This is a genomic window from Terrimonas alba (genome assembly GCF_042434975.1).
Lineage (GTDB): Bacteria > Bacteroidota > Bacteroidia > Chitinophagales > Chitinophagaceae > Terrimonas_B > Terrimonas_B alba.
Genome location: NZ_JBHMQM010000006.1, coordinates 344,313 through 366,807, shown reverse-complemented (window position 1 = coordinate 366,807; position 22,495 = coordinate 344,313). Strand labels below are relative to the sequence as shown.

23 protein-coding genes are annotated in these 22,495 nt (G+C 39.8%); 12 read left to right on the top strand and 11 right to left on the bottom strand.

Annotated elements, in window-relative coordinates; genetic code table 11:
• Positions 1-5: 5 nt before the first annotated feature.
• The 11 genes from ACFEL9_RS18810 to ACFEL9_RS18760 form a co-directional block, all read right to left on the bottom strand.
• On the bottom strand, positions 6-962 hold the full coding sequence (locus tag ACFEL9_RS18810) for a 4Fe-4S dicluster domain-containing protein (RefSeq protein ID WP_385893498.1): 957 nt from the start codon (positions 960-962) through the stop codon (positions 6-8).
• Positions 963-989: 27 nt separating this feature from the next.
• Positions 990-1,232 carry a hypothetical protein gene (locus ACFEL9_RS18805; protein ID WP_385893496.1) on the bottom strand — a complete coding sequence of 81 codons (243 nt, stop codon included), beginning with the start codon at positions 1,230-1,232 and terminating at the stop codon, positions 990-992.
• 168 nt (positions 1,233-1,400) lie between these two features.
• Complete coding sequence (locus tag ACFEL9_RS18800) at positions 1,401-1,817, bottom strand: c-type cytochrome (RefSeq protein WP_385893494.1); 417 nt, start codon at positions 1,815-1,817, stop codon at positions 1,401-1,403.
• Between the two features lie 177 nt (positions 1,818-1,994).
• On the bottom strand, positions 1,995-2,492 hold the full coding sequence (locus tag ACFEL9_RS18795) for a hypothetical protein (protein WP_385893492.1): 498 nt from the start codon (positions 2,490-2,492) through the stop codon (positions 1,995-1,997).
• 189 nt (positions 2,493-2,681) lie between these two features.
• A complete protein-coding gene (locus ACFEL9_RS18790) occupies positions 2,682-3,698 on the bottom strand; it encodes a DUF5777 family beta-barrel protein (RefSeq protein ID WP_385893490.1) in 1,017 nt (338 codons plus the stop codon).
• A gap of 22 nt (positions 3,699-3,720) precedes the next feature.
• Positions 3,721-4,104, bottom strand: a complete 384-nt coding sequence (locus tag ACFEL9_RS18785) for a hypothetical protein (protein WP_385893488.1) — start codon at positions 4,102-4,104, stop codon at positions 3,721-3,723.
• 21 nt (positions 4,105-4,125) lie between these two features.
• Positions 4,126-4,965, bottom strand: coding sequence for a YceI family protein (locus ACFEL9_RS18780; RefSeq protein WP_385893487.1), 840 nt, complete (start codon positions 4,963-4,965; stop codon positions 4,126-4,128).
• Positions 4,966-5,171: 206 nt separating this feature from the next.
• Positions 5,172-5,705, bottom strand: coding sequence for a hypothetical protein (locus ACFEL9_RS18775; protein WP_385893485.1), 534 nt, complete (start codon positions 5,703-5,705; stop codon positions 5,172-5,174).
• Between the two features lie 197 nt (positions 5,706-5,902).
• On the bottom strand, positions 5,903-6,787 hold the full coding sequence (locus ACFEL9_RS18770; RefSeq protein WP_385893483.1) for a DUF5777 family beta-barrel protein: 885 nt from the start codon (positions 6,785-6,787) through the stop codon (positions 5,903-5,905).
• 10 nt (positions 6,788-6,797) lie between these two features.
• A complete protein-coding gene (locus tag ACFEL9_RS18765) occupies positions 6,798-7,190 on the bottom strand; it encodes a hypothetical protein (protein ID WP_385893481.1) in 393 nt (130 codons plus the stop codon).
• Positions 7,191-7,229: 39 nt separating this feature from the next.
• A complete protein-coding gene (locus ACFEL9_RS18760; RefSeq protein WP_385893480.1) occupies positions 7,230-8,426 on the bottom strand; it encodes an ethylbenzene dehydrogenase-related protein in 1,197 nt (398 codons plus the stop codon).
• Positions 8,427-8,539: 113 nt separating this feature from the next.
• Here ACFEL9_RS18760 and ACFEL9_RS18755 point away from each other — a divergent pair, with 113 nt between their 5' ends.
• From ACFEL9_RS18755 to ACFEL9_RS18700, 12 genes are all read left to right on the top strand, one after another.
• On the top strand, positions 8,540-8,725 hold the full coding sequence (locus ACFEL9_RS18755; protein WP_385893478.1) for a hypothetical protein: 186 nt from the start codon (positions 8,540-8,542) through the stop codon (positions 8,723-8,725).
• 8 nt (positions 8,726-8,733) lie between these two features.
• Positions 8,734-8,895, top strand: coding sequence for a hypothetical protein (locus ACFEL9_RS18750; protein WP_385893476.1), 162 nt, complete (start codon positions 8,734-8,736; stop codon positions 8,893-8,895).
• A gap of 75 nt (positions 8,896-8,970) precedes the next feature.
• A complete protein-coding gene (locus ACFEL9_RS18745) occupies positions 8,971-9,312 on the top strand; it encodes a hypothetical protein (RefSeq protein ID WP_385893473.1) in 342 nt (113 codons plus the stop codon).
• A gap of 173 nt (positions 9,313-9,485) precedes the next feature.
• On the top strand, positions 9,486-10,226 hold the full coding sequence (locus ACFEL9_RS18740; protein ID WP_385893470.1) for an outer membrane lipoprotein-sorting protein: 741 nt from the start codon (positions 9,486-9,488) through the stop codon (positions 10,224-10,226).
• Position 10,227: 1 nt separating this feature from the next.
• Positions 10,228-11,445: an ABC transporter permease gene (locus ACFEL9_RS18735; protein WP_385893467.1), complete on the top strand. Its 1,218-nt coding sequence runs from the start codon at positions 10,228-10,230 to the stop codon at positions 11,443-11,445.
• 20 nt (positions 11,446-11,465) lie between these two features.
• On the top strand, positions 11,466-12,680 hold the full coding sequence (locus ACFEL9_RS18730) for an ABC transporter permease (RefSeq protein ID WP_385893465.1): 1,215 nt from the start codon (positions 11,466-11,468) through the stop codon (positions 12,678-12,680).
• Between the two features lie 10 nt (positions 12,681-12,690).
• Positions 12,691-13,413 (top strand): ABC transporter ATP-binding protein, encoded by a 723-nt coding sequence (locus tag ACFEL9_RS18725; RefSeq protein ID WP_385893462.1) that lies wholly within the window; start codon positions 12,691-12,693, stop codon positions 13,411-13,413.
• Positions 13,410-14,561 (top strand): hypothetical protein, encoded by a 1,152-nt coding sequence (locus tag ACFEL9_RS18720; protein ID WP_385893459.1) that lies wholly within the window; start codon positions 13,410-13,412, stop codon positions 14,559-14,561. The genes ACFEL9_RS18725 and ACFEL9_RS18720 overlap by 4 nt, the downstream gene beginning before the upstream one ends.
• A gap of 552 nt (positions 14,562-15,113) precedes the next feature.
• Positions 15,114-15,656 carry an RNA polymerase sigma factor gene (locus ACFEL9_RS18715; protein WP_385893456.1) on the top strand — a complete coding sequence of 181 codons (543 nt, stop codon included), beginning with the start codon at positions 15,114-15,116 and terminating at the stop codon, positions 15,654-15,656.
• A 29-nt stretch (positions 15,657-15,685) separates the two neighbouring features.
• Entirely contained in the window at positions 15,686-16,837 is a 1,152-nt protein-coding gene (locus ACFEL9_RS18710; RefSeq protein ID WP_385893453.1) for a FecR family protein, read from the top strand.
• A 274-nt stretch (positions 16,838-17,111) separates the two neighbouring features.
• Complete coding sequence (locus ACFEL9_RS18705; RefSeq protein WP_385893450.1) at positions 17,112-20,621, top strand: TonB-dependent receptor; 3,510 nt, start codon at positions 17,112-17,114, stop codon at positions 20,619-20,621.
• A gap of 22 nt (positions 20,622-20,643) precedes the next feature.
• A complete protein-coding gene (locus ACFEL9_RS18700; RefSeq protein ID WP_385893447.1) occupies positions 20,644-22,482 on the top strand; it encodes a RagB/SusD family nutrient uptake outer membrane protein in 1,839 nt (612 codons plus the stop codon).
• Positions 22,483-22,495 lie beyond the last annotated feature (13 nt).

Sequence of the window (22,495 nt, the reverse complement as noted above, 5' to 3'; positions counted from 1 at the left end):
TAATTTTAATGATGTTGTTGATCAACCGGGCTTTGATTTTCTAATCCTGATTCAAAGGGGAAATTGCGGTTGACCGGTGGCAAATAATAAACACTGGGTTTTGTACCAAGGTCTTCCATCAGCCGGTAACCTGATTTATCTTTTATTAGTTCGCTGAAACGAAAAGTTTCCGCACCGTTTGTTACAGAATCTTCATTCATATCGCCAAACATGAAAACACCATTGGGACAAGCGGATACGCAATGCGGCAATTCTCCTTTTCTTGCCATATCCGGGCAGAAATCGCATTTACTAACCGTGCCTATTTTCTGTGGCATACTGGTTTCACACGAGTAAGGCTGCGCGGCTACTGTTTCTTCCAAAATTGGTTCCTGCCAATTGAAAACCCTGGTAGAATAAGGACAGGCGGCCATACAAAAACGGCAACCAATACAGCGGTCACTATCTATCAGCACAATTCCATCCTGGCGCTTAAATGTTGCATCTACGGGGCAAACCTTTACACAAGGTGGTTCGTCGCAATGCATACAGGTAGTGGGTTGCCAGTAAGGAGCTGTCTTTTCTGCATCCTGCATGGATAGAACTTTTATCCAATTCTGGCCGGGATTTAATCCGTGAGCATGATTGCAGGCTGTTTTGCAAGCCCCCACATTCTTACATCTGGAAAGATCTATGACCATCACGAATTTTTTCCCTTCTATTCCTTTTCTCTCCTCACTATTGGATAACCTGGGAAGATCAGGTACCGGTTTCAAAAAAGCCTTATCCACTTCTATCACCTGCCCATCTACCGAAAGCAGTTTAACTTTTTCTCCTGACAAAGCAACTTCTTCATCACGGGCAAAAGGCGTTTGACTGTCACCGCATCCAACGGCTGCGATTGTTGCCATCAAACCCGTCAGGAGAAACTCTCTCCGGGAATTATTGTTGTTACACTCTTCTTTGTTGCAGTTACAGCTCATTGCTAATTGGTTTTACACTTAACAGATTTATTTTTTTACCCATTTCTGCAATTCCTTGTCGCTGATCTTTTTCCCGGAGGATGCCAGGAGTTTTTTATCAATTTCTACCAGTTTGCCGTCCCTGGTTAGCATTTTCACTGTTTCATTACCAGGTTCATTATTCTTTTTCTTGTTATAGGGCAGAAATTTCAATACGGTAATAGAAGAAAGAATGGTGGCTCCCCAAAGCAGGAACTTTTTTCTGTTGGATTTAGGTTTTGCTTGTTCCATAAAAAAATGCAGCATTAATTTAATACCACAAATTAACCTGTGCTTTATTAGCACAGTATTACCGTACTCACTGGATTATATGATTTTCATCAGGATTGTACCGTGCAAAAAACGACCGGCCTGAATATCTCAGGCCGGTCGCTCATTTACTATTACTATTTAAGAAAGTTATTTTTTAAGCGTTCTCATGTAATTCACGATAGCCCATCTTTCTTCTGCATCAGGTATTTTCTTTTTAAAATTGGGCATATCGTCGCGGCCTTCGGATGTTTTATAAAAAAGCGAACCATCACTCTGTGAATGAAATGCGGCTGTTGAAAAATCACCAGGCTCGGTTTTTAACTGGGCGGCTTTGTTACCATCTCCCAGCCCTTTTGCACCATGGCAGGATTTGCAATGTGTTGCATACAACGCTTTCCCCTCTGCGATAGATGTTGCATTGGAAGCTACAGGATTTTTCATGTTTTTATAATTATCCGGAACCGGCCAGGCTTTTTGCTGGTACAGGATAAACCCGGAGAATATACTAAAGAAAAACGCACCGCTCAATAAAAGTGCAAGTGGTTTCAATAATTTTTCTTTCATGATTACTAAAATTTATTTATTACTAATATTCTTTTGCTCTTAGATTAAAAATCCGATAGTAAGATACCAAAAAAGGGACGATTCATGAATAAGCAATACATAATTTTTATATGATTTTAATCACGTAAGCCATTGATGAAGATTAATGACTTTTGCTTTTATATTTCAACAATTAATCTATTTAAGAAAATAAAATTCCAATTCTGTACCAATATTTGGCATATCAGCCAGCAGAGGATTCTTAACCTGGTTAAATAAAAATAAACCGCATATATCATTTTTGGTGTCCAGGTCAATAAAAATTTTACTTTTATCGGATTTAACAAAGAGAAGATACCGGGCTTTTGATGCTTCTATTATGCGGATTTGCGGCCAGTAATTTTTCAGCGACATCCGGGCATTCCTCATCTGGTAAAAACATTCATGTACGATGCTTTCAAATTCCATTTTTTTAAGGATGGCCTTTATTTTTTCAAGCTGCAGTGAATCGGGGTTGTAAAAAACGGCAGCAGGAAAATTAATAGTTATGGTGTCTGAAAAACTGCCGGGGGGCTTATTTATTGCAGTATCTGTGTTTTTAATATTGTTTTGCGCAGAATTTTTTTGCCGGGATAAGTCCGAACAGGCGGAAACTACCATAAGCAATAAAAAATATCCAATAAATTGATATCTCATTTGGTCTGAAATTTTCATGCCCTTGGCGCCAATTATGTGATGCATAAATTAAGATAATTTCCGGAATTGCATTTTCCCTGTTTCTGATAAATCAGGAAGGTCTTTAAGATAACTGAATAAAAAGCCCCGGCAACCTATTCCGGGGCTTTCAAAAAACCAACGTTTATACTCATACTGCATTAAACTGATCTAGTAATTCCAAAGCCTGGTTATGTTAAAACCTATCAGGAACTTTCCACCTTCAATTTTATTATCCGCTGCATCGGTATATTTAAACGGCGAATTAGCGTTGTACAGGTTGTTTATTTGCGGAACTAAGTAAAAATAGTTAGTTGCAAACACCTGGAAGGAGTGGCTGCTGGTGTTAAACTCCAAACCAAAAGAAAGACTTGGATTGGGGTTATTGGATACATGCTTTGTAATGGGCTGATCATAATTGATCATTACGGAAGTGACGTTGGTCAGTTTATACCTTGCAGATAATGCGATCGCAAAATGATCAAACTTCATATCGGGTTTTATCTTCAAAGTACTATCGTTCAATTTTGTAAAGTAGCCATTCACCACGTTGTGATGTGAAATACTTGGGGCAACCTGGACAGATAATTTGTCAGTGACCTTCCGGGCAATTAGTAATTGATGGAAATAAGAAAGGCGATCAGAATAATTTCTATACACATCCTTGGCCTTGTCCTTTTTCGTATTGTAAGCAGCGTTGACATAATAGGTAACGCTAACCGGGTAGATGCCTTTTGTTTGGGTTATAATTGAATATTTCAGACTGCCATCCCATAACGGACCAGTCACGGATGAAACTCCTTGCTCAGGTATTATAGAAGCGGTGGTTTTCGTAAAGCCAACGCCAACATTTAGTTTATTGATCGGTGTATAGCTGAATCCTATCCTGATATTGGAAGGTGCAAAGAATCCCCAAAAATCCTCATACCCTTTTTCAACTGTACCAAACCGGTGTTGAATATCCATTTCAAAAGTCTTTTTTACCGGTACCATAACGGTTTGATTGTCGATGATCCAAACGCTCTGGAATGTATTTTTTACTGGTTTGGCTTTGGCAGGGACAGTTGATTCTTCCGCAACTACTGTGCTATCCTGGGCATTAAGAATTCCCTGGATTAACAACAGGCAACTAACCAACGATGCGGCTATCGTAATCCGGTGTTTTGGAATATATAGTTTACGTTTCATTTTTGTTACTATTTTAAATCACTTAATTATTAGGGGCCCCGTTTCTGATCCAGTCATATACTTTTTGTTTGTCAGCTTTAGAGGGTATATGCTCCGCCATTTCGCCGTATATATTTTTATACAGGATACTTTCCTTTGGCAATGCAAGATTTACAAATCCACCATTTACAATTTCCAGGTAAGAGATACCAGTTGACAGGTAGGGTTTATGCGCTCCTGATACATGGCAACCCGATTTGGCACAATTTGCATTAAATAATGGCTCTAGCTCAGCCTTAAAGCTAACTTGCTTAGGAGGGCCATCAGGGTCTTCTGCCAGTGTAGGTTTAATGATATCCTTATAGCAGCTGGTAAAAGCAATCCCCAATGCCAGTATCAACCCCATGTATATAAATAGCCGTTTCATTATTGGTTGATTTAAGTGTGATTATCTATTATTGAAGTTCATGTTGCATTCTATATCAATTAAGTCTGAAATACTAGCGCTTTCAACACCGAAGTCCCGACAATTGAATTGAAATTTTAATTGCAATCCAAATACATCATATGTAACTCCTCCAGTGGTAGGGTGGGCCCTTGGGATATATTTTAGTGTACCGACAATTGTTTTTGTTACTGGTAGTTTTGTTAATCTATTCCTCCAGGTAAGGTCCAGGGTAACAATATATCCATTACTTGCGGGGTCAAATTTTACTTCTGTGGTTTTGATCTTTGCCAGATTAGTTACCATCAGGTTATGATAGTTAGGAATCTTTAGAGTGGTGCCCAGAGCATCAAGATTACAGCCTTTATACGTGAAGGTTCCATCTCTTTGAGGTTCTCCGGTATTACTGGTATTGATTTGCACATATCCATTAAAATAAGTCTTAGCCGGTTCATTTTCATAAAATGCCCAGGAGGAGTCCTTTAGTGGTTGAGATGGGTTGAGAACATCAGTATAAGGGTAAGTAGTTGAATCTCCCATTTTCGCCTCGGTAACATCATGTATGCCAAATGCGTCAAACCGACCGGTAAGGGAGCCGGCAGCACCTCTATAATTAGTTGACCAAAGCACATTGGAGTGAGCTTTATCAAATTTCCACTCATCTGGATTATCTCTAGTCATATTACCCGGCAGATGCACATTAGTGCCCCGTGAAGGAACGAATGGCGGGGTGAGTTCAATCGGAACAAGCAAATCGTTGTCGCGGGTACAACTTATCATATATCCGTAGCCACTGATAAAAACCAGCAGGATCAACAGCAATTTGTTATTAAGCAGTTTCATATAAAAAAATTTTGTTGGGAAAACATTATTTTAACTTCATAAAACTAGCCACGGCTAAAAAGCTTATTTATGAGGCTCGTCACCAGTCAAAATGACTTTCGTCACAGAATTGTAAATCCGTAGTTAAATAGGTGGATAAATCAGCAAGCCGATAGACAATAGATAATACAGGAAAGTTGAATGTTTGAATAGTAAGGGGGCCAGGGTTAAACACCAGAAGATTCTTTACGGTCTTTTAACCGGAATAGAAAAAAGTAAATCAATGTAATGGTTATAAGAGCCCCTATGTTCAGGAGAAGACTATCCGTATATAATTTCATGTCATTTCTTACTATGTTTTTGTCAACTGCAAAAGCAGGTAATTGAAAGAACATATCCTTTATCAGGAAGAAGAAAAAAACAAAGCTGTGCAGCAGGCTTAATACCGGTTTTTTGGCAATTGCCGGTATCCAGAAAAGCATAGCGAGTAATCCCCATCCAATTAAAAACGGCTGGTGGAACGATTGTTTTATATTTTCAACAGAATGATCAAGATAAAGGGTTTTTAATTGTAAACCCAGGTATAAGGTGCCCACCAACGCATAGGCGAAAGGCAAAAGAAAAAATATTTTGCCTTTCAGTTTATTTTTTGATGGCCGACTGCCTGCGATAAAAAAAACAATGGCATAGATCAAAGGATATCCTGAAAAGAAAGCGATTAATTCAAGCCGGTGCAGGTAACTGAAAAAAGTATCCTCCATACATTAAAGTTATTGTCAGAAACACTTATTGATGCTCTGCTAAAATACATTGCTTTCATCAAGCAAAATTTTGGTAAACCTGATTCTGAAAATTTTATAAACCTCTGAGGTGAAAAAGCCAACCCGTCAATTCGGACTGGCTTTAATCGACACCCAATAACCGGTTTTATAACCGGGTTTATAGTGTTTTAAGGTTTTTAAAAATTCCACAATCGTGTAATGTTAAAACCAATTACAAACTGACCTTCCTCGAAATCGTTCTTATTAAAAACATTATTACTCTGGGGTACTATGCCATAATAATTTCCCATAAATACCTGAAACGCATGTGAGCTGGTAGTTGTTTCAAAACCAAAACAAATATTAGGATGGGGGTTGTTGGTGGCATGTTCTGTCAGTGGTTGATCATAACCGGCAATGATGGCTGATTTTTCTGTTATTTTAAATCTGCCGAGTACAGATATGGCAAAGTGGCCATTCTCCATTTTTTTCTGTATCTCACCATTCTTATCAACATAAGCCTCCACATTATTAAACCAGGAAAAACTTGGTGCTACCTGCGCAGAAAATTTTTCTGTTATTTTCCGTGCAAAGATTAACTGGTTAAAATAAGAAAACCGGTCAACACTATTTCGAAAATTGCTTTTATCCCTTGCATCTATTACCATGTTTCCAAAATAAGTAACACTTACAGGTATTTTGTTATTGGTGGTTTGCTGAAACAAGGCATATTTGGCATTTAAATCAACCTGCATCCGTTCCTTTGTTAAACCGGCACCAACAAATAATTTGTTAACAGGTGCATAGGCAAGTCCCAACCTGATATTAGAAGGGGCGAAAATACCCCACAGGTCTTTTTTACCATTATCTACTGTTCCAAACCTGTGCTGAATATCAAATTCCAGCGTACCTTTTATAGGCACTATAACCGTTTGGTTATCCATTAACCAGGCGCTCCCAAAAGTGTTTTTAACAGGTTTTGCTTTTTTTATTGCCGGAGCTTCCGGTTCATCCTGCGCAAATAGCCCGCCTGCAAGGAAACTGAAAGACAAAAACAACAATATATTTTTATACCTTTTCATAATACTTAGTTTAATTGTTTTGGGCGCCTTGTTTTATCCATGCAATTACAAGAGCATTAAAATCCTTATTTATTCCGCCTACTGGCATTGGTGTTCCCTTTTTACCTGTCATCCATAGATACAATTCGCTGACTTGCGGATCGCCGGTATTAATATAGCCGCCATTCGTAAGTGAATTGTAAGCATTAGCAACGGTTAGATCAGGTGCTTTACTTCCGGCGCTGTGACATCCACTGATATTGCAACTACTGCTAAAAATGGGGATAATATCACTTGTAAAACTTACCTGTCTTGTTATTTCCTCTCCGGTATCAAAAATGACAGTTTTGTTTTTGTAACAACCGATGAGCAAAAGCATGGTGAGACTGGCCAAAAACCCATTTATTTTTTTATGGCGTATCATTATTTTATTATTTAGGTTTTCAGAAATTCTTCTTACCATTTATTTTTTAAATTTCAATACCAGATTAGGTTTGATGGAGTGTGCTATCTGCGCATTTTCGAAAATGGCAAATCCGAAATACTGGTCAGCTAAAGAAGAAAAATCGATATCATTAACCGAATCAGCGGTTTTTAACGCTCTTTGGAATTCAAGTATCCAGCCACTGCCGGTATAGGTGGCCTTGCAGGGAATATCTGCACGACTGCCTGTATATTTATTTATAGTAAGACCAGGAATCGCTTTTGGACCAACACCAGCACCCACTCTTTGATAATCAGTGCCAACGTTAGGATCGATTGTAGTTGCATCGCTTAAAGTAAGCACACCATTAGCATCCACAGCTGTAACAGTTTTTGCAGTATTGTTATCAATTTCAGATTGTAAAATCCATCCATAATTGTCTTTGCCGGGGATTACGTATTTAGGAACAGATACAGCTCCTAATGTTTGTACATTATTTTTATACACATCATCTCCGTCATCACCTTTTCTGCCGTTAGGGTAATTATAGTATTGATGCTGATCTTCAAATTGAAATTCTCCATTTACCCCACCTCTTACAGATTTCCAGTGCCACATATCAATTCTTTCAGTAGGAAAATTGGTATAGTGCCTGCTTGAACCATCAGCTGCTGGCAATCCGGTATGACAGGATTTATAGCAGGTGCCACTATTCCAGCCCGAAACCGAATTATTTATGTTCCAGAGAAAAGCAAGTTTATCTTCATAGAATGCCTTCCTTGTAAGGGTAGCTACACCTGATCCGTTTGTCGTAAATACGGGTGCTCCCTTTTCTTGTGCCCAGGTTTTTGTAGCCGGATCAAAATACCAGGGCTGCCGGGTTAATGAAAGGGATGGGTCCATCCACTCAGCAAGGAAATAAATGTTATTGTCATCATAAGCAGAACGCAATGTAACTGAGGGTATGATATTACCTGTATAACCTCTGAAAATATCGCCGGTTACTTCCGGTACCGCTGTGCTGAATTGAAGCTTGGGGCTGTTTTCCCACATGGGATCAATTGTTCCGTCAATGGTTGGGGCCGTTGTAACTTTTACAGAAACCAGGTCAGTAGAGCTGTTAATTGCTTGTGGCACATCTAATACCTGGTCGTTTTTAGTACAGCTGACTATATACCCAACTGCCAATACGATAGTTGTAATTACCCATGTATATTTTGATTTGAATAGTCTCATAAAACTTAGTTTTAGTTGAAAAATAGGAGTGTCTGAAAGGAACTGATGATAAAATCAGGGTGCAAGCTATTCATATCTATATGACATTTTTATGACTATTGTCAAAATGTTAAATGACCATGGTCACTTTTAGAAAGTTATCATCACTTGTTCTGAGAAATTCCTGCTCAATAAATGTGAATGAAGACAAAGCAAATGGAGATATCGCCGGCATCAGGCAGTTAAGCTATGACAGCAGCAAAGGCGCCCAGGGTGTAGGACGTTCAGCAATGACAGCTATGTCATTGCTGATAATTTAAAAACCACAGTGCGGCAAATTAACAATAGCAGTGCTTTGTGGCCTTTGCTCAATGATAAATCAATACCGCAGGATCTGAGAATTTCACTTGGCAATATACGCCGGGCAACGGACAAAGCCGGTAATATGGCAGATAACCTGCATGCCATTAATGGATGTAAAAAATGGTAAAGGTTCAGGCGGTGCTCTTTTAACAGATACATCTTTTGCTCAGAACCTGAATGAAGCGATTATGAAAATAAAGATGTGGGAGAGGAGGCTGATTCCCTGGCCAATGAAATAAGTAAAGTGGTGACGGGCATTCGACAGGATATAAATAATGGAAAAGGCACAGTAAACGCTTTATTTAAAGATTCTGCCCTGGCGATAAAATTAAACGCCAGCCTTGATAACATTCAAAAAGGAACGGATAGCTTTAACCAGAATATGAAAGCATTAAAACATAATTTTCTGTTGCGGGGTTATTTCAGAAAGCAGAAAAAGCAAAAGCGAAAGGAAGAAGCAAAAAACAAAGTAAAGGGCAATAATAGCTTATCGAAAGCCAACGAAATATTTTACCACTTAACTCCTTGGCGGGAGAATTTTTAAGCCTTTGAATCGGATAAAAAGAAAGTAAATTATCATTACGACAAACAACGCCAACATTCAGGAGAAGATTATCCGGCTGTCTTCATACCCTGCTAATATTTGTCATTACTATCAATGATCACCATCAGTAATTAATCAATCTCTTCGCCTTATTTTAGTTTTTTGGTCTCTATATGAAATTTTCCATTACTGTCTTTTATATTTTATCAGCGTTCTACAGTTTATCCCAGGATGCAAAAGAAATTATACAAAAAGCTGATGCAAAAATGCGGGGAACTACCATGCAGGCTGAGATGAGTATTAAAACCATTCGTCCGGCATGGACAAGGGAAATGCAATGCAAAACATGGATGAAAGGAAATAACCTCGCCATGATCTTAATTCAATCGCCTGCCAAAGACAAAGGTATTGTCTTTTTGAAAAGAAAAAGAGAAGTATGGAACTGGATGCCGGCGTTAGAGCGTACCATCAAACTCCCTCCCTCTATGATGAGCCAAAGCTGGATGGGAACGGACTTTACCAATGACGACCTGGTAAAGGAATCATCGGTTGTAGAAGATTATCATCATACATTAACAGGTGATACCATTATACAAAACAGGGACTGCTACATTATCCAAATGATACCCAAACCGGACGCTGCAATAGTCTGGAGCAGGGTAATCGTTTGTATTGATAAAAAAGATTTCCTCGAAATGCACAGCCGTTTTTACGATGAGGATGGAAAGCTTATTAATACGATGAACAGCTACGATATAAAGCTGATGCATGATCGGATTATCCCCACCCGCTTTGAAATGATACCGGCCGATAAAAAGGGGCAAAAAACAGAAATGATTTATAAAAGCATTCAGTATAACAAGCCGGTTGACGATAATTTTTTTTCCACTGAGAAAATGAAAACACTGGGTTAGTATGTGGCTGATAAAATTGGCATGGAAAAATATATGGCGAAATAAAAGCCGGACGCTTATTACGATGGCGGCAATTTTTTTTGCGGTCATTCTTTCCGTCGTCACCAGCAGCCTGCAGGACGGAGTTTTTGATAATCTTATAAAAAACATGGTGAGCTTTTACAGCGGCTATCTGCAGGTACATAAAAAGGGATATTGGGATGAGCAAATACTGGATAATAGTTTTGAAAAATCGGTTAAGATAGAACAAAAGGCACGATCGTTTAAAAATATTACTTCTGTAAGTCCCCGCCTTGAATCTTTTGCCCTGGCATCGTCAGAAGATATAACAAAGGGATGCCTCGTGGTGGGCATATCACCACAGGAAGAAAACAAGATAACTCAACTACAGGAAAAATTAGTAGCGGGTAATTATCTCAATACCGATGATAACAGTGTTTTACTTTCAGAAGGATTGGCAAAAAGATTGCAACTGGAATTGCATGATACTATTGTACTAATCGGGCAGGGATATCATGGCGCTACCGCTGCGGGCAAATATCCCATAAAAGGTATTTTAAAATTCGGCTCCCCTGACCTGAATGATAAGGTACTCTTCATGCCGCTGGCATTGGCACAGGATTTTTACGGGGCCTACGGGCAACTCACTTCCTATGTAGTGTCATTGGCAGAAAACAATTCACTGGAAGCAACCGCTGCAACATTGCGTTCGCAAATAGGTAATGAATATGAAGTGATGACATGGGAGGAAATGATGCCGGAAGTGGTGCAGCATATCCGTACCGATACGGCCAGCTCAAAGATATACCTGGCTATCCTGTACCTTCTGATCTGCTTTGGCATATTCGGAACACTGCTGGTAATGATGGCGGAAAGAAAATTTGAAATAGGTATGCTTGTAGCCATTGGCATGAAAAAACGCAAGCTGGTCATATTGCTATTTCTTGAATCCGTTTTGACAGTTGTCGCCGGTTGCCTGCTTGGTCTATTAATGAGTATGCCCATTGTAATATACCTCAACAGGCATCCGATACGGTTCTCGGGAGATATGGCTGAAATATATGAACGATTTGGTTTTGAAGCTGTTTTCCCGGCATCCACAGAGGCAGTTCATTTTGTTGTTCAGGGAATAATCGTACTGCTGATCGGGCTTTTATTATCGCTTTACCCTGCGGTCAAAGTGATAAGATTGAAACCGGTCGCAGCAATGAGAAGATGAAAACAAATAAAATTACCGTAATGATTTTACAAATGGCATGGCGAAACATTTGGCGTAATAAAATACGGAGCCTTGTTATTGCATTATCAGTAGCTATTGGCTTGTTTGCCGGAATTGCTTCCCTGGCATTGCAAAAGGGCATGCTGGTAAGTCGTGTGAGAACGGTGATTGATACAGAGGTGGGGCATCTGCAAATACATCATCCTGAGTTTAAAAAAGATTTTGAACCGCAATTTACCGTCAGCGGGAAAGAACAGCAGCTTGAAGATATCCGGTCATCCGGCTTTGTAAAAAATGTTACAAAAAGATCTGTTATACAAGCAATGCTTGCCACTCCTGCAGGCAGCGCCGGTGTGCAGGTAAACGGAATTATATCGGAATTGGAGAATGAAGTATCACAATTAAATAAAAAGATTAAAGAGGGAAACGGTTTTAGCGGACAAAAGAAAAATGAAATACTGGTAGGCAGAAAGCTTGCAGATAAAATGAAATTGAAAACCGGCTCCAAACTGGTGCTCACTTTTACAGATACTTCCGCGGATATAGTATCCGCAGCTTTTCGTATAGCTGGAATTTATCAAACAGAAAATACGCCGCTGGATGAAAGGAATGTGTATGTAAAAATGGATGATTTGAATGAATTGCTTGGCACAGGGGGTGCGTTTCATGAAATCGTTGTCCTTTTGAAAAACGATAATGACCTGGCGACAGCTCAGCAGGATTTAAAAAATAAATACCCGGGCCAATTGGTTGAGTCATGGAAAGAAATTTCCCCTGAAACTGAATTGATGGTGAACACTCTTGATTACTATATGTACATCATCGTAGGGATCATTATGCTGGCACTGGCCTTTGGCATTATCAACACTATGCTGATGGCCATACTCGAAAGAACAAGAGAAATCGGGATGATGGTGGCACTGGGGATGAACCGGGCAAAATTATTTCTGCTCGTTTTACTCGAAACTGTTTTCCTGACGATTATTGGTACCCCTTTTGGCTTGCTCATTGGATGGCTGGCAACTGAATACTTTTCAATAAATGGAATTGACATAGCTTCATTTGCAGGTGAAGCCATGAGCAGCTTTGGTTTCAGCAGCATGATCTATCCTGAATTTCCCTGGGAGCAGCTGCCGTCGATACTCATAATAGTTATACTAACAGCTCTTTTCTCCTGCATCTTCCCGGCTATAAAATCAGGCAGGCTGCAACCGGTGGAAGCATTACGAAAATAAAAAGATCATTATGCAAACTGTGATTGATGCACATAATATCAGCAAGGTCTATAATCCCGAAACGATCCCGGTGTATGCGGTCAATAATGTTCATCTGCATTTGCAACGCGGCGAATTTACGGCCCTGGTTGGCCCATCGGGATCCGGTAAAACAACCCTGCTCAACCTGATTGGCGGATTGGATAAGCCAGACGAAGGAAATATTTATATCAATGGTATAGACATTACCAAACTATCAGCTAATGAACTAATTGATTTCCGGCTCAAAAACATCGGCTTTGTATTTCAGTCATTCAACTTAATTCCGGTGTTAACAGCTAAAGAAAACGTAGAGTTCATCATGCAATTGCAAAAAATGAAAAAAATTGACCGGGAAAAAAGAGTTGAAACATTGTTTAAACAAATTGGGCTGGAAGATAAATTAAATGAAAGACCTTCAAAACTATCCGGGGGGCAGCAGCAAAGAATTGCCGTAGCAAGGGCACTGGCATCCAAACCTCAATTTATCCTGGCAGATGAACCAACGGCTAACCTCGATTCCAAATCTGCTTCCAATCTTTTAGACATCATGGCTAAACTCAATAAAGAAGAAAATATCACCTTTCTTTTTTCAACACATGATCAGCGGGTAATTGACCGGGCAAGAAGAGTGATCACCTTAGTAGATGGAAGAATAATTAATGATACTGCCTCTGTTTCCCTTGCCCATGAAGAAACAATTATGTCAAAATGAAAAAGCTGCTATCTATTTTTTTTGCTTTGCAAATTGTAGTAGCAAATGCCCAGGATACTACAGCATTGCCGAAAAAGTTAACCATCAGCGGCTATATAAAAGATTTGCAAACGCTCAGTTTTGATAAAGATTTTAAAGAACTGATCACAGGTAATCTTATTCACAACCGGCTCAACATAAAGTGGAAACCATCGGAAAGAATAACGGCTGCCAGTGACATACGTAACCGCTTGTATTGGGGAGAAGAGGTTAAGCTTACGCCGGGGTTTGCTTCCCTGCTGCGAAACGATAATGAGAAAGTCAACCTGCAAAAAGCCTGGATAAAAAATAAATCGCTGGTATTGCATTCCAATGTGGAGCGCCTGTATTTCGACTACCAGGATAACGAACTAAATGTACGGATAGGCAGGCAACGCATCAATTGGGGCATCGCTACAACCTGGAACCCCAATGATATTTTTAATGTTTATAATTTTCTCGATTTCGATTATGAAGAGAGACCAGGAGTTGACGGAGGCAAGTTTAAATATATTTTCAGTAGTTCCTTCAATGCCGAACTGGCCTATGCACATACCGGCAAAAAGGACGGAGATGTAGCCGCGTTAAAATATTCACTCAACAAATGGAATTATGATATGCAGCTCATTACCGGCTGGTATAATGCGCATCCCACATTTGGCGCTGGCTGGGCCGGCAATATAAAAGATGCGGGATTTAAAGGAGAGGCCCAGTATTTTTTTGGCAGTAAGGATTCAATGGATCATTTCAATATGTCGCTGGAAGGAGATTATATGTTCAAAAAGGGCTGGTATGTCAACCTGGGATTCTTATTTACCAATCACGGATTATACAAACCGGTGAATGAATGGAGCAGGATAAATCTGAAATTCTCGCCGGAAAACCTGATGCCGACAAAATGGAATATGATTATAATCACTGCCAAAGAATTTACCCCGCTATTCTCTGCTAACATGAGTGTATTGTATGCTCCGGGCACTAACCTGTTCATTCTTTTCCCTTCTCTTCAATATAACCTGGCTGCCAACCTGGATATAAACCTGGTATGGCAATCTTTCTTTGCTGAGTTAAATAATCAATTTGAAGCAATTAACCACCGTTGTTTTTTTAGGATGAAGTGGAGTTTTTAGTATTCCTGATATTTATCAATGGTGTTGCTGAGAGTTATCTCCAGTGTCAGATAAGATCTTGGTAGAAACTAAGATGACAGTTGAACGGGTGGGGACAGAGCATGATAAAACTGCTCCGTCCTTCCTATCACCAATCATCTCCCAGTGTAGTTAAAAATAAAAGAAGTTTGTGCCCCTTTCAGTATATCAAAGCCTAACTATTTGAACGGATAGGTACCGGGGGGAAGATCCCATCTGTAAAAATTAAGTCGCGTTGATTTTTTTTAAGCGGATGATGCGTAACGGCTGATCAACTCAACAATAAGTTAATAGTAGCAAATCACCGCATTATTTTATTTAGATGGCAGTTTTACGTATGCGGAAATATTATAATGACCCAAAGGAGAATTTTAGAGGCATTTTATATGTGATATTGCCGGCGGCGGCATTAATTGTTTTTATGAACCGAAAAGTGAAAAATAGCACAATCGGTTGTGCATTCCGGGAATATTAAAGTTAGCTATATTCATAACGGTATTATTTTTTCATGAAGGAACCATTTACTAATTGTTAATGCAACAACAAGAGGACATACAGATTGTAGAACAGTTAAAGAACGGTGATCTGTCTGCTTACGATAATTTATTTGTGAAATATTATAAGCTGCTTTGCATAAGCGCCTATTTCTTTTTGAAAGATGAGCAGGAGGCTAAAGACCTCGTGCAAACATTTTTTCTCGATATATGGGAGAAAAAATTATACCTGCATTTTCATGACGAAATCAAAGGGTATTTATTCCGTGCTGTCAAAAACCGGTGCATTAACGAGATCAGCAAACAAAAAACAAGGAATAAAAATCATAAGGCTTTTACCGACCTGCAGGATGCTAAAAGCTCGCCGCATGATGAAGGGCCGGATTATTATGGCCAAATGCAAGGTGCACTGGAAGGCATGACCGGTCAAAAAAAGGTGGCCATCCAAATGGTGTATTTAAAAGGTAAAAGATACCAGGAAGCCGCTGATGAAATGGGGATTAGTATCAATTCGTTTAAAACCCATTTAAAAAGCGGACTTAAAATTTTACGGCTTGGAGAAAAAAATAATAAAAACAATTAACCTGTTTCAGGTTTATCACTGTATTACTAATGATGAAGCACAGTTACGAACAGGTTTTTGAATTGTTTATGGAAAAACTGTCAGGCAATCTTTCTCCTGAAGATGAAAAATATGTGGAGAAAATGCTGGCAAATGACGCTTCATTCGGAGAGATATGGCATGAATTGGAAGAAGAAAGCAGAACATTAAAAGCAGATTCTTTTCTTGAGCACATCAACGTTGGGCATGATCTGTATGAGCTGAAACAAAGATTAAATGACGCGAAGCAATCCCGTATTCAATCTGTTTCTTTAAAAAAAATATTAGCTGTTGCAGCCGTTTTTTTGGTACTGATAGGAGGAACATATTTTACTTTTTTCGGAAACGAAAAAATAGTTGATAAGGAGAAAATAGCCGCTGCTGTTGAAAAGAACAGGCAGTCAGTAAGCCTTGTTCTTGCTGACGGTAAAACTTTTGAATTAAGCAAAGAAGATTCTGCCAAAACCATTGCGCTGGACAATGGAACTATAAATACCGATGACGGCACTTTACAATACAGTGCTACAGATACCATGCAAAACACTTTATCGGTTCCGGCCGGAGAAAATTATAAAATAGTATTATCAGATGGCACCGAAGTGTGGCTGAATGCCGCTACCAAACTGCGTTTCCCATCCCGGTTTTACGGGCATCGACGGGAAGTGTATGTAGAGGGCGAAGCTTATTTTAAAGTAGCAAAAGATGTTGCCCATCCATTCATTGTTCATACCCCACTTACGCAGGTACAAGTGTTGGGTACCTCATTTAACATCAATACCTACGAAACGGGAAATATAAAAACAGCATTGGTAGAAGGTAAAGTGCTCACAAAAAGTAAGGATGGAAAGAATATGGAACTAACATCCGGTTATGCGGCGAATTATGAAGTAGCAAAAGGGTTTGTGTCAGACGTGTTTGATGAAGATGATGTACTGTCCTGGATAAATGGTGTTTATTATTTTCACAATATTCCTGTTGCAGATCTGGCTGTTGCAGCATCCCGTTGTTATGGCGTTAAGATCATCCTTAACAAAAATGATTTTGCCGGTAAATCCGTCACAGGCATGCTGGACAAAAACAAACTCACGGATTTTTTGAATGATCTTAAAACTACTGCTCAAATCGATTACTATTATTCGGGCAATGAACTCCATCTGAAATAGAAACTTACATGCTTGCCAGTTTTTAATTTTTACGTCATAAACAATCGAATGCTGTAATATAAGTTGGTACAAACAACACTGGCTCTCTTCATTCTTTGCTGACCATATAGAGTACAGTAGCTATTGCAGGAATAACATGGCTTTCTTTTTATAAATATTCGAAAAAATATTCCTCTTACTTCACCCATTTCTTATAGTTAACTGTAGAAATATAAACAGGTACACATTGCAGTCGGCCTGCCAAAACATTGAACAACATAAATTCTGCTTAAAAATGAGAAAATTTCTGATTAGTCACAGCCGGTTCACAAGGGGAGTTCCCTGGTTGCTAGCATTGTGTGTACTTATCCTGTTGCAACATTCCAATGCACATGCACAGGCAAACTCAGCATCACTCCAAACACAGGTAACCGTTACAGGCAACAAGATCCCTTTACTACGTGTATTTAAAACTATTAAAAAACAGACGGGGCTTACATTTTTTTATAGTAACCAGTTGCTCGATGACAATGAAAAAATAACCCTGGATTTTAAAAACACAAGCCTGGAAGAAGTCTTGACCTATATTTTTAAAGATAAAAATATAAGTTATGAGTTGCGTGGCAACCGGCTTTTGCTGAATGAAAAGCAACCGAATGTAAAACAGGAACTCAATACCCAGAAAACAATTATTGATAAAAGTTTGGATGAAAATATTGTAAAGGGGCAGGTGATGGACGCGGATGGAAAGGCCCTGGTTAGTGCAACAGTAACGGTAAAAGGTAAAGCCGACAATACGGTTGTAACGGATCAACTGGGGATATTCTCCGTGAAAGCGCAGCCGGGAGATGTCCTTTCTGTTTCAAATGTAGGTATGCAAACAGAGGAGGTGACGGTGAAAGATAAAAGCATTCTCAGGGTCACTTTAAAAAATAAAACCGATCAACTAAACGAAGTAGTGGTAGTAGGTTATGGCAAGCAAAAGAAAATAAGTGTTACAGGCTCCGTGGCATCTGTTAACATGGAGGACATGCAAACCCCTGTACGTTCTTTAACCAATGCGCTAGCCGGTAAAGTGGCCGGTGTTATTTCTATGGCAAGCGGCGGTGGTGAACCGGGTTACGATAATCCCACTTTTACCATTCGCGGCATTGGTACGTTTACAGGCAGTGTGACGCCGTTGATCATTGTTGATGGTGTGCAACGTGATGATGTGAACAGTACTTATGGCGGTGCATTTAACAATATAGATCCTGAAGATATTGCCAGCATCTCTTTATTGAAAGACGCTTCGGCTACGGCTGTCTATGGCGCCAGGGGTGCTAACGGTGTTTTGATCATCACTACTAAAAGAGGAGTTGCAGGTAAACCAAGAATCGCTGCAAAAGTAGAAACAGGCATCAACGGTCTGACCAGGCTGCCTAAGATGCTGGATGGTGTTACGTACATGAAATTGTACAACGAAGCGCAGTTAAACGATCCTTCCAACACTTCCGGTACGGTAACCTATAGCGATGAAGTGATAAAGAAAACCGAAAGTGGATTAGATCCCTGGCTTTGCCCAAATGTAAACTGGATCAATACAGTTTATAAAGATTGGACCCCGATGACCAATGCCAACATCAACGTTAGTGGCGGTGGTGAAGCGATGCGATATTATGTTTCCATGAGTTTTTATAACCAGGATGGCCAGTATAGCGTATCGAAAGCAAATGGCTACAATCCCAATCTTAATTTTAAAAGGTATGATTTCAGAAGCAATATTGATATTAACCTGACTACAAGTACTGTATTATCTCTGAATATAGCTTCTATGCTGGTCAACAGCCGTTATCCGGGTAACTCTGCTTCTACAATCTGGTATTCTTCTTTTGCCACCAACCCTGTAGCGTTTCCTGTGCAATACCCGGGCAATAAATGGGCTGGTCCCCGCAATAACGGAGGTGTGAATCCTTACAACTTAGTTCAAAATGCAGGATACAGCACAGAGTTCAAGCCATCTGTACAATCTGTATTAACGCTTAATCAAAAATTGGATCGTATAACAAAAGGATTAAGTGCCTTGGCCAGGTTTTCTTTTGATACATATGGCGAATTTGGCACTTCAAGAACCAGTAATAATGATCTGTGGTTTGCAGGTTCACGGGATCCAAACGGTAATCTTGTTTTTGAGCATGTAAGAACAGGCTCTACCTATCTTGGCTATTCTACTTATTCAAGCGGAGAAAGAGTAATGTATCTCGAAGGCAATATCTCTTATGACCGGAGTTTTGGTAAACATAATATCGGTGCACTAGCCGTAGCCAATATCCGGAATCGTGTGATAGGATCTGCCGGCAGTTTGAAGACAGCCATTCCTTTCCGCAACCAAAGCATGGCAGGAAGAATTACGTATTCATTTATGGACAGATACCTGGCAGAAGTAAATGCCGGCGCTACTGGCTCCGAAAATTTTGCCAAAGGACACAGATGGGGTTATTTCCCCGCAGTGTCTGCCGGTTGGGTAATTTCAAAAGAGAATTTTTTTCAAAGTTTCAGACCGTTCGTAACACTGCTTAAATTGAGAGCTTCTCATGGCGTAACCGGCAATGACCAGATTGGTGGCGACAGGTTTGGATACCTTACTTATATAGATGGTGCATCAGGAGCTGCATTTGGACTATCACCTACTTACTATGGAGGCATTGCAGAAACTGTATTGGGTACACCTAATCTTACCTGGGAAAAATCTACAAAAGATAATATTGGTATTGAAATAGGATTGCTCAACAAAATAAATATAATAGCGGATGTCTTCCGTGATAAAAGAACTGATATTTTAATTAACCGTAATTCTATTTCGCCCATCGCGGGTTATAGCAGCCTGGCTATTTATGCCAATCTTGGTGAGATGGAAAATAAGGGCATTGATGGCAGCATTGAGTATAATGAACGCATTGGAAAAAATATAAGTCTTCGTCTTTTTGGCAATGTCACCTATGCCAAAAACAAAATATTATATGCTGATAATCCCAAACGCACTTTTGCTTACCAGCAACCAGAAGGACATCACTATGGTGAATTCACTGGTTATATAAGCCAGGGTTTGTTTGTTGACCAGGGCGATGTAGATAAAAGTCCCACACAAACAAGAACTGTATATCCGGGTGACATCAAGTATGCGGACATGAATGGAGATGGAACGGTTAATGCATCTGACTGGACGTATTTGGGTAAATCATCTTTCCCTGCATGGTCTTATGGCTTTGGTTTTAATGTTGGCTATAAAAATTTTGAAGTGTCAGCGCTTTTTGCGGGTGTTGCAGATGTAGGTATTATGGCAAATGGATCAGGTATTTTAGGCAATGGAAGAGGCAGTGATGGAGTAGGTATAATACCATTTGCGGGCATTGGTCAATATCCCGCCAATGTACTTTCTAATGTAACCAGCCGATGGACAAAAGATAATTCCAGTCAGGATGTAGATTATCCAAGGCTTACTATTACCAACACCAGCGACAATAATTATCTCGGCAGTACATGGTGGTTGAAAGATGGCAGTTTTATGCGTTTGAAGCAGGCTACTGCAGCATATACTATTAAGCTTGGTAGCAGCGGCAGGACACGCAGCAGCAACATCAAAAATCAATTTACAAAAACTGCTTCCACGGTAAACAGTGGTATAACCAGTCTGCAATTTTATCTCTCGGGTACCAATTTGCTGACGTTTTCAAAATTCAAATTGTGGGACCCTGAAATGGGTTCAAACGGGGCGCAATATCCTTATGCAAGAACAATAACTGTTGGCGTAAGGGCACAATTTTAAAACTGCTAAACGAATTAATAACATGAACAAGCATATCTATTGTAGAATCATCTTTTGGGCTATGTTATCCGTTGTGCTTTTTTCCTGCAAAAAGTACCTGGATAAAAAACCAGACAATCTTTTAACAGAAGACCAGGTTTGGCAAACCAAAGCCAATGCCGAAGCACACCTGTATAATGTATATTCTTATGTGTACAACACGGATGGTGGTGACTGGGCGAGTATGGGCGCCAGTGATGAATCATCCGTTTGCATACCCACCGTTAATGTAAGGCAAATGGTTAGTGGAAACTGGAGTTCGGCAAGCTGGTATTTTTATACATGGGGCAATTTTTATACCGGCATCCGCAAATCATTTGTTTTTGAAGCCAATATCGATAATGTTCCTGCAGCGGAAATGAGTGATGAATTGAAACTTCAATACAAAGCCGAAGTGAGATATTTACGTGGATGGTATTACTGGCAACTATTGAAACAGTACGGCCCTTTTGTAAAACTTACAGAACCGATTGCAAGGGATGCGGATTTCAATCAATATCCCCGTGCTCCATTTGATACCTGTGTGGCAGAGATAAATAAGTTAATGGATGAAGCTGCTAAAGGGCTTCCGCATGCATGGCCTTCATCCAGTAATTATGGAAGACCCACCAAAGGAGCCTGCCTGGCTGTAAAAGCACAAATTGCTTTACATGCGGCAAGTCCGCTGTGGAATGGAAATCCACGCTTTGCTAATTTTAAAAATTTGGATGGTACGCCATTGGCACCAACAACATCCGATGCCAATAAATGGAAAACTGCTGCAGATGCCGCCAAAGCCGTTATTGATCTGAATGCTTATAAACTTTTTACCAATATAGACGAAGGCGATGCAACCTTTGATCCTTATTTATCCGTGCGCAATATTTTTACAACCACCTGGAACAACGAAATAATTTTCGCTAACAATAATTGGTGGACATGGGGTTTTACAAAATGCGCTTCTCCCGGTCCCGGTGGTTATAATATGTACAACGCTACCCAGAATATAGTAGATGCGTTTTCGATGAATAATGGAAGAACCATAGATGATCCTGCTTCGGGTTATGTGGAGACTGGTTTCGCAGGCACTGATGCCGCTAAGTCATGGGGACATAAAAAAGGAGAATGGAACATGTATGCCAACCGTGAACCAAGGTTTTATGCATACATCCAGTATAACGGCCGCCCTGTTTTGCCTGCTTCTTCAACCGATGATAAAAATTATTTTTCCTCTGATGCCAATAAGGACGGTAAAGGTCGTGTAGAGTTATATTACAATGGTAAATCGGGACAAAAAGCTGCTGGCAGCAATAATATAACAGGCTATGATCTGCTGAAAAGAATAAGCCCTAACGATAATATCAGGAACGATGTAACTTCTTATCACGGGCCATATATATTGATCCGCTATGCTGAAATATTGCTCAATTATGCGGAAGCATTAAATGAATACGATCCTTCCCATCCGGATATCGTAACCTATCTCAACATGGTCAGAGCAAGGGCCGGGCTTCCCGGTATCGAAACAATATATCCCGATGCAGTTGGCAATAAAGAGCTGATGCGTAAACATATTCTGCGTGAAAGAAATGTGGAACTATGTTTTGAAAGCGACCGCTATTATACACTTATACGAAGGCTGATGATGAAGGAGCCAGGAATACAAACTATTTATGGCATGAATGTAAATGGTGATGATGGGGGTCTTGGTTTCTCTTATACGGGGTTCTATACAAGAACATTGTTTCAGCAACGATATTGGGATGATAAAATGTATTTGTTTCCTATACAGCAAACAGATATTGAAAGAGACCAGGCATTGGTACAAAATCCGGGTTGGTAATTTTAGTTCATTC

Excerpts from the sequence above, each read along its gene's own strand:
- ACFEL9_RS18780 (WP_385893487.1), bottom strand. The coding sequence starts at position 4,965 with ATGAAACTGCTTAATAACAAATTGCTGTTGATCCTGCTGGTTTTTATC.
- ACFEL9_RS18705 (WP_385893450.1), top strand. The coding sequence starts at position 17,112 with ATGAGAAAATTTCTGATTAGTCACAGCCGGTTCACAAGGGGAGTTCCC.
- ACFEL9_RS18740 (WP_385893470.1), top strand. The coding sequence starts at position 9,486 with ATGAAATTTTCCATTACTGTCTTTTATATTTTATCAGCGTTCTACAGT.
- ACFEL9_RS18790 (WP_385893490.1), bottom strand. The coding sequence starts at position 3,698 with ATGAAACGTAAACTATATATTCCAAAACACCGGATTACGATAGCCGCA.
- ACFEL9_RS18725 (WP_385893462.1), top strand. The coding sequence starts at position 12,691 with ATGCAAACTGTGATTGATGCACATAATATCAGCAAGGTCTATAATCCC.
- ACFEL9_RS18710 (WP_385893453.1), top strand. The coding sequence starts at position 15,686 with ATGATGAAGCACAGTTACGAACAGGTTTTTGAATTGTTTATGGAAAAA.
- ACFEL9_RS18715 (WP_385893456.1), top strand. The coding sequence starts at position 15,114 with ATGCAACAACAAGAGGACATACAGATTGTAGAACAGTTAAAGAACGGT.
- ACFEL9_RS18800 (WP_385893494.1), bottom strand. The coding sequence starts at position 1,817 with ATGAAAGAAAAATTATTGAAACCACTTGCACTTTTATTGAGCGGTGCG.
- ACFEL9_RS18775 (WP_385893485.1), bottom strand. The coding sequence starts at position 5,705 with ATGGAGGATACTTTTTTCAGTTACCTGCACCGGCTTGAATTAATCGCT.
- ACFEL9_RS18730 (WP_385893465.1), top strand. The coding sequence starts at position 11,466 with ATGATTTTACAAATGGCATGGCGAAACATTTGGCGTAATAAAATACGG.
- ACFEL9_RS18720 (WP_385893459.1), top strand. The coding sequence starts at position 13,410 with ATGAAAAAGCTGCTATCTATTTTTTTTGCTTTGCAAATTGTAGTAGCA.
- ACFEL9_RS18755 (WP_385893478.1), top strand. The coding sequence starts at position 8,540 with ATGACCATGGTCACTTTTAGAAAGTTATCATCACTTGTTCTGAGAAAT.
- ACFEL9_RS18785 (WP_385893488.1), bottom strand. The coding sequence starts at position 4,104 with ATGAAACGGCTATTTATATACATGGGGTTGATACTGGCATTGGGGATT.
- ACFEL9_RS18770 (WP_385893483.1), bottom strand. The coding sequence starts at position 6,787 with ATGAAAAGGTATAAAAATATATTGTTGTTTTTGTCTTTCAGTTTCCTT.
- ACFEL9_RS18805 (WP_385893496.1), bottom strand. The coding sequence starts at position 1,232 with ATGGAACAAGCAAAACCTAAATCCAACAGAAAAAAGTTCCTGCTTTGG.
- ACFEL9_RS18810 (WP_385893498.1), bottom strand. The coding sequence starts at position 962 with ATGAGCTGTAACTGCAACAAAGAAGAGTGTAACAACAATAATTCCCGG.
- ACFEL9_RS18795 (WP_385893492.1), bottom strand. The coding sequence starts at position 2,492 with ATGAGATATCAATTTATTGGATATTTTTTATTGCTTATGGTAGTTTCC.
- ACFEL9_RS18735 (WP_385893467.1), top strand. The coding sequence starts at position 10,228 with ATGTGGCTGATAAAATTGGCATGGAAAAATATATGGCGAAATAAAAGC.
- ACFEL9_RS18700 (WP_385893447.1), top strand. The coding sequence starts at position 20,644 with ATGAACAAGCATATCTATTGTAGAATCATCTTTTGGGCTATGTTATCC.
- ACFEL9_RS18765 (WP_385893481.1), bottom strand. The coding sequence starts at position 7,190 with ATGATACGCCATAAAAAAATAAATGGGTTTTTGGCCAGTCTCACCATG.
- ACFEL9_RS18760 (WP_385893480.1), bottom strand. The coding sequence starts at position 8,426 with ATGAGACTATTCAAATCAAAATATACATGGGTAATTACAACTATCGTA.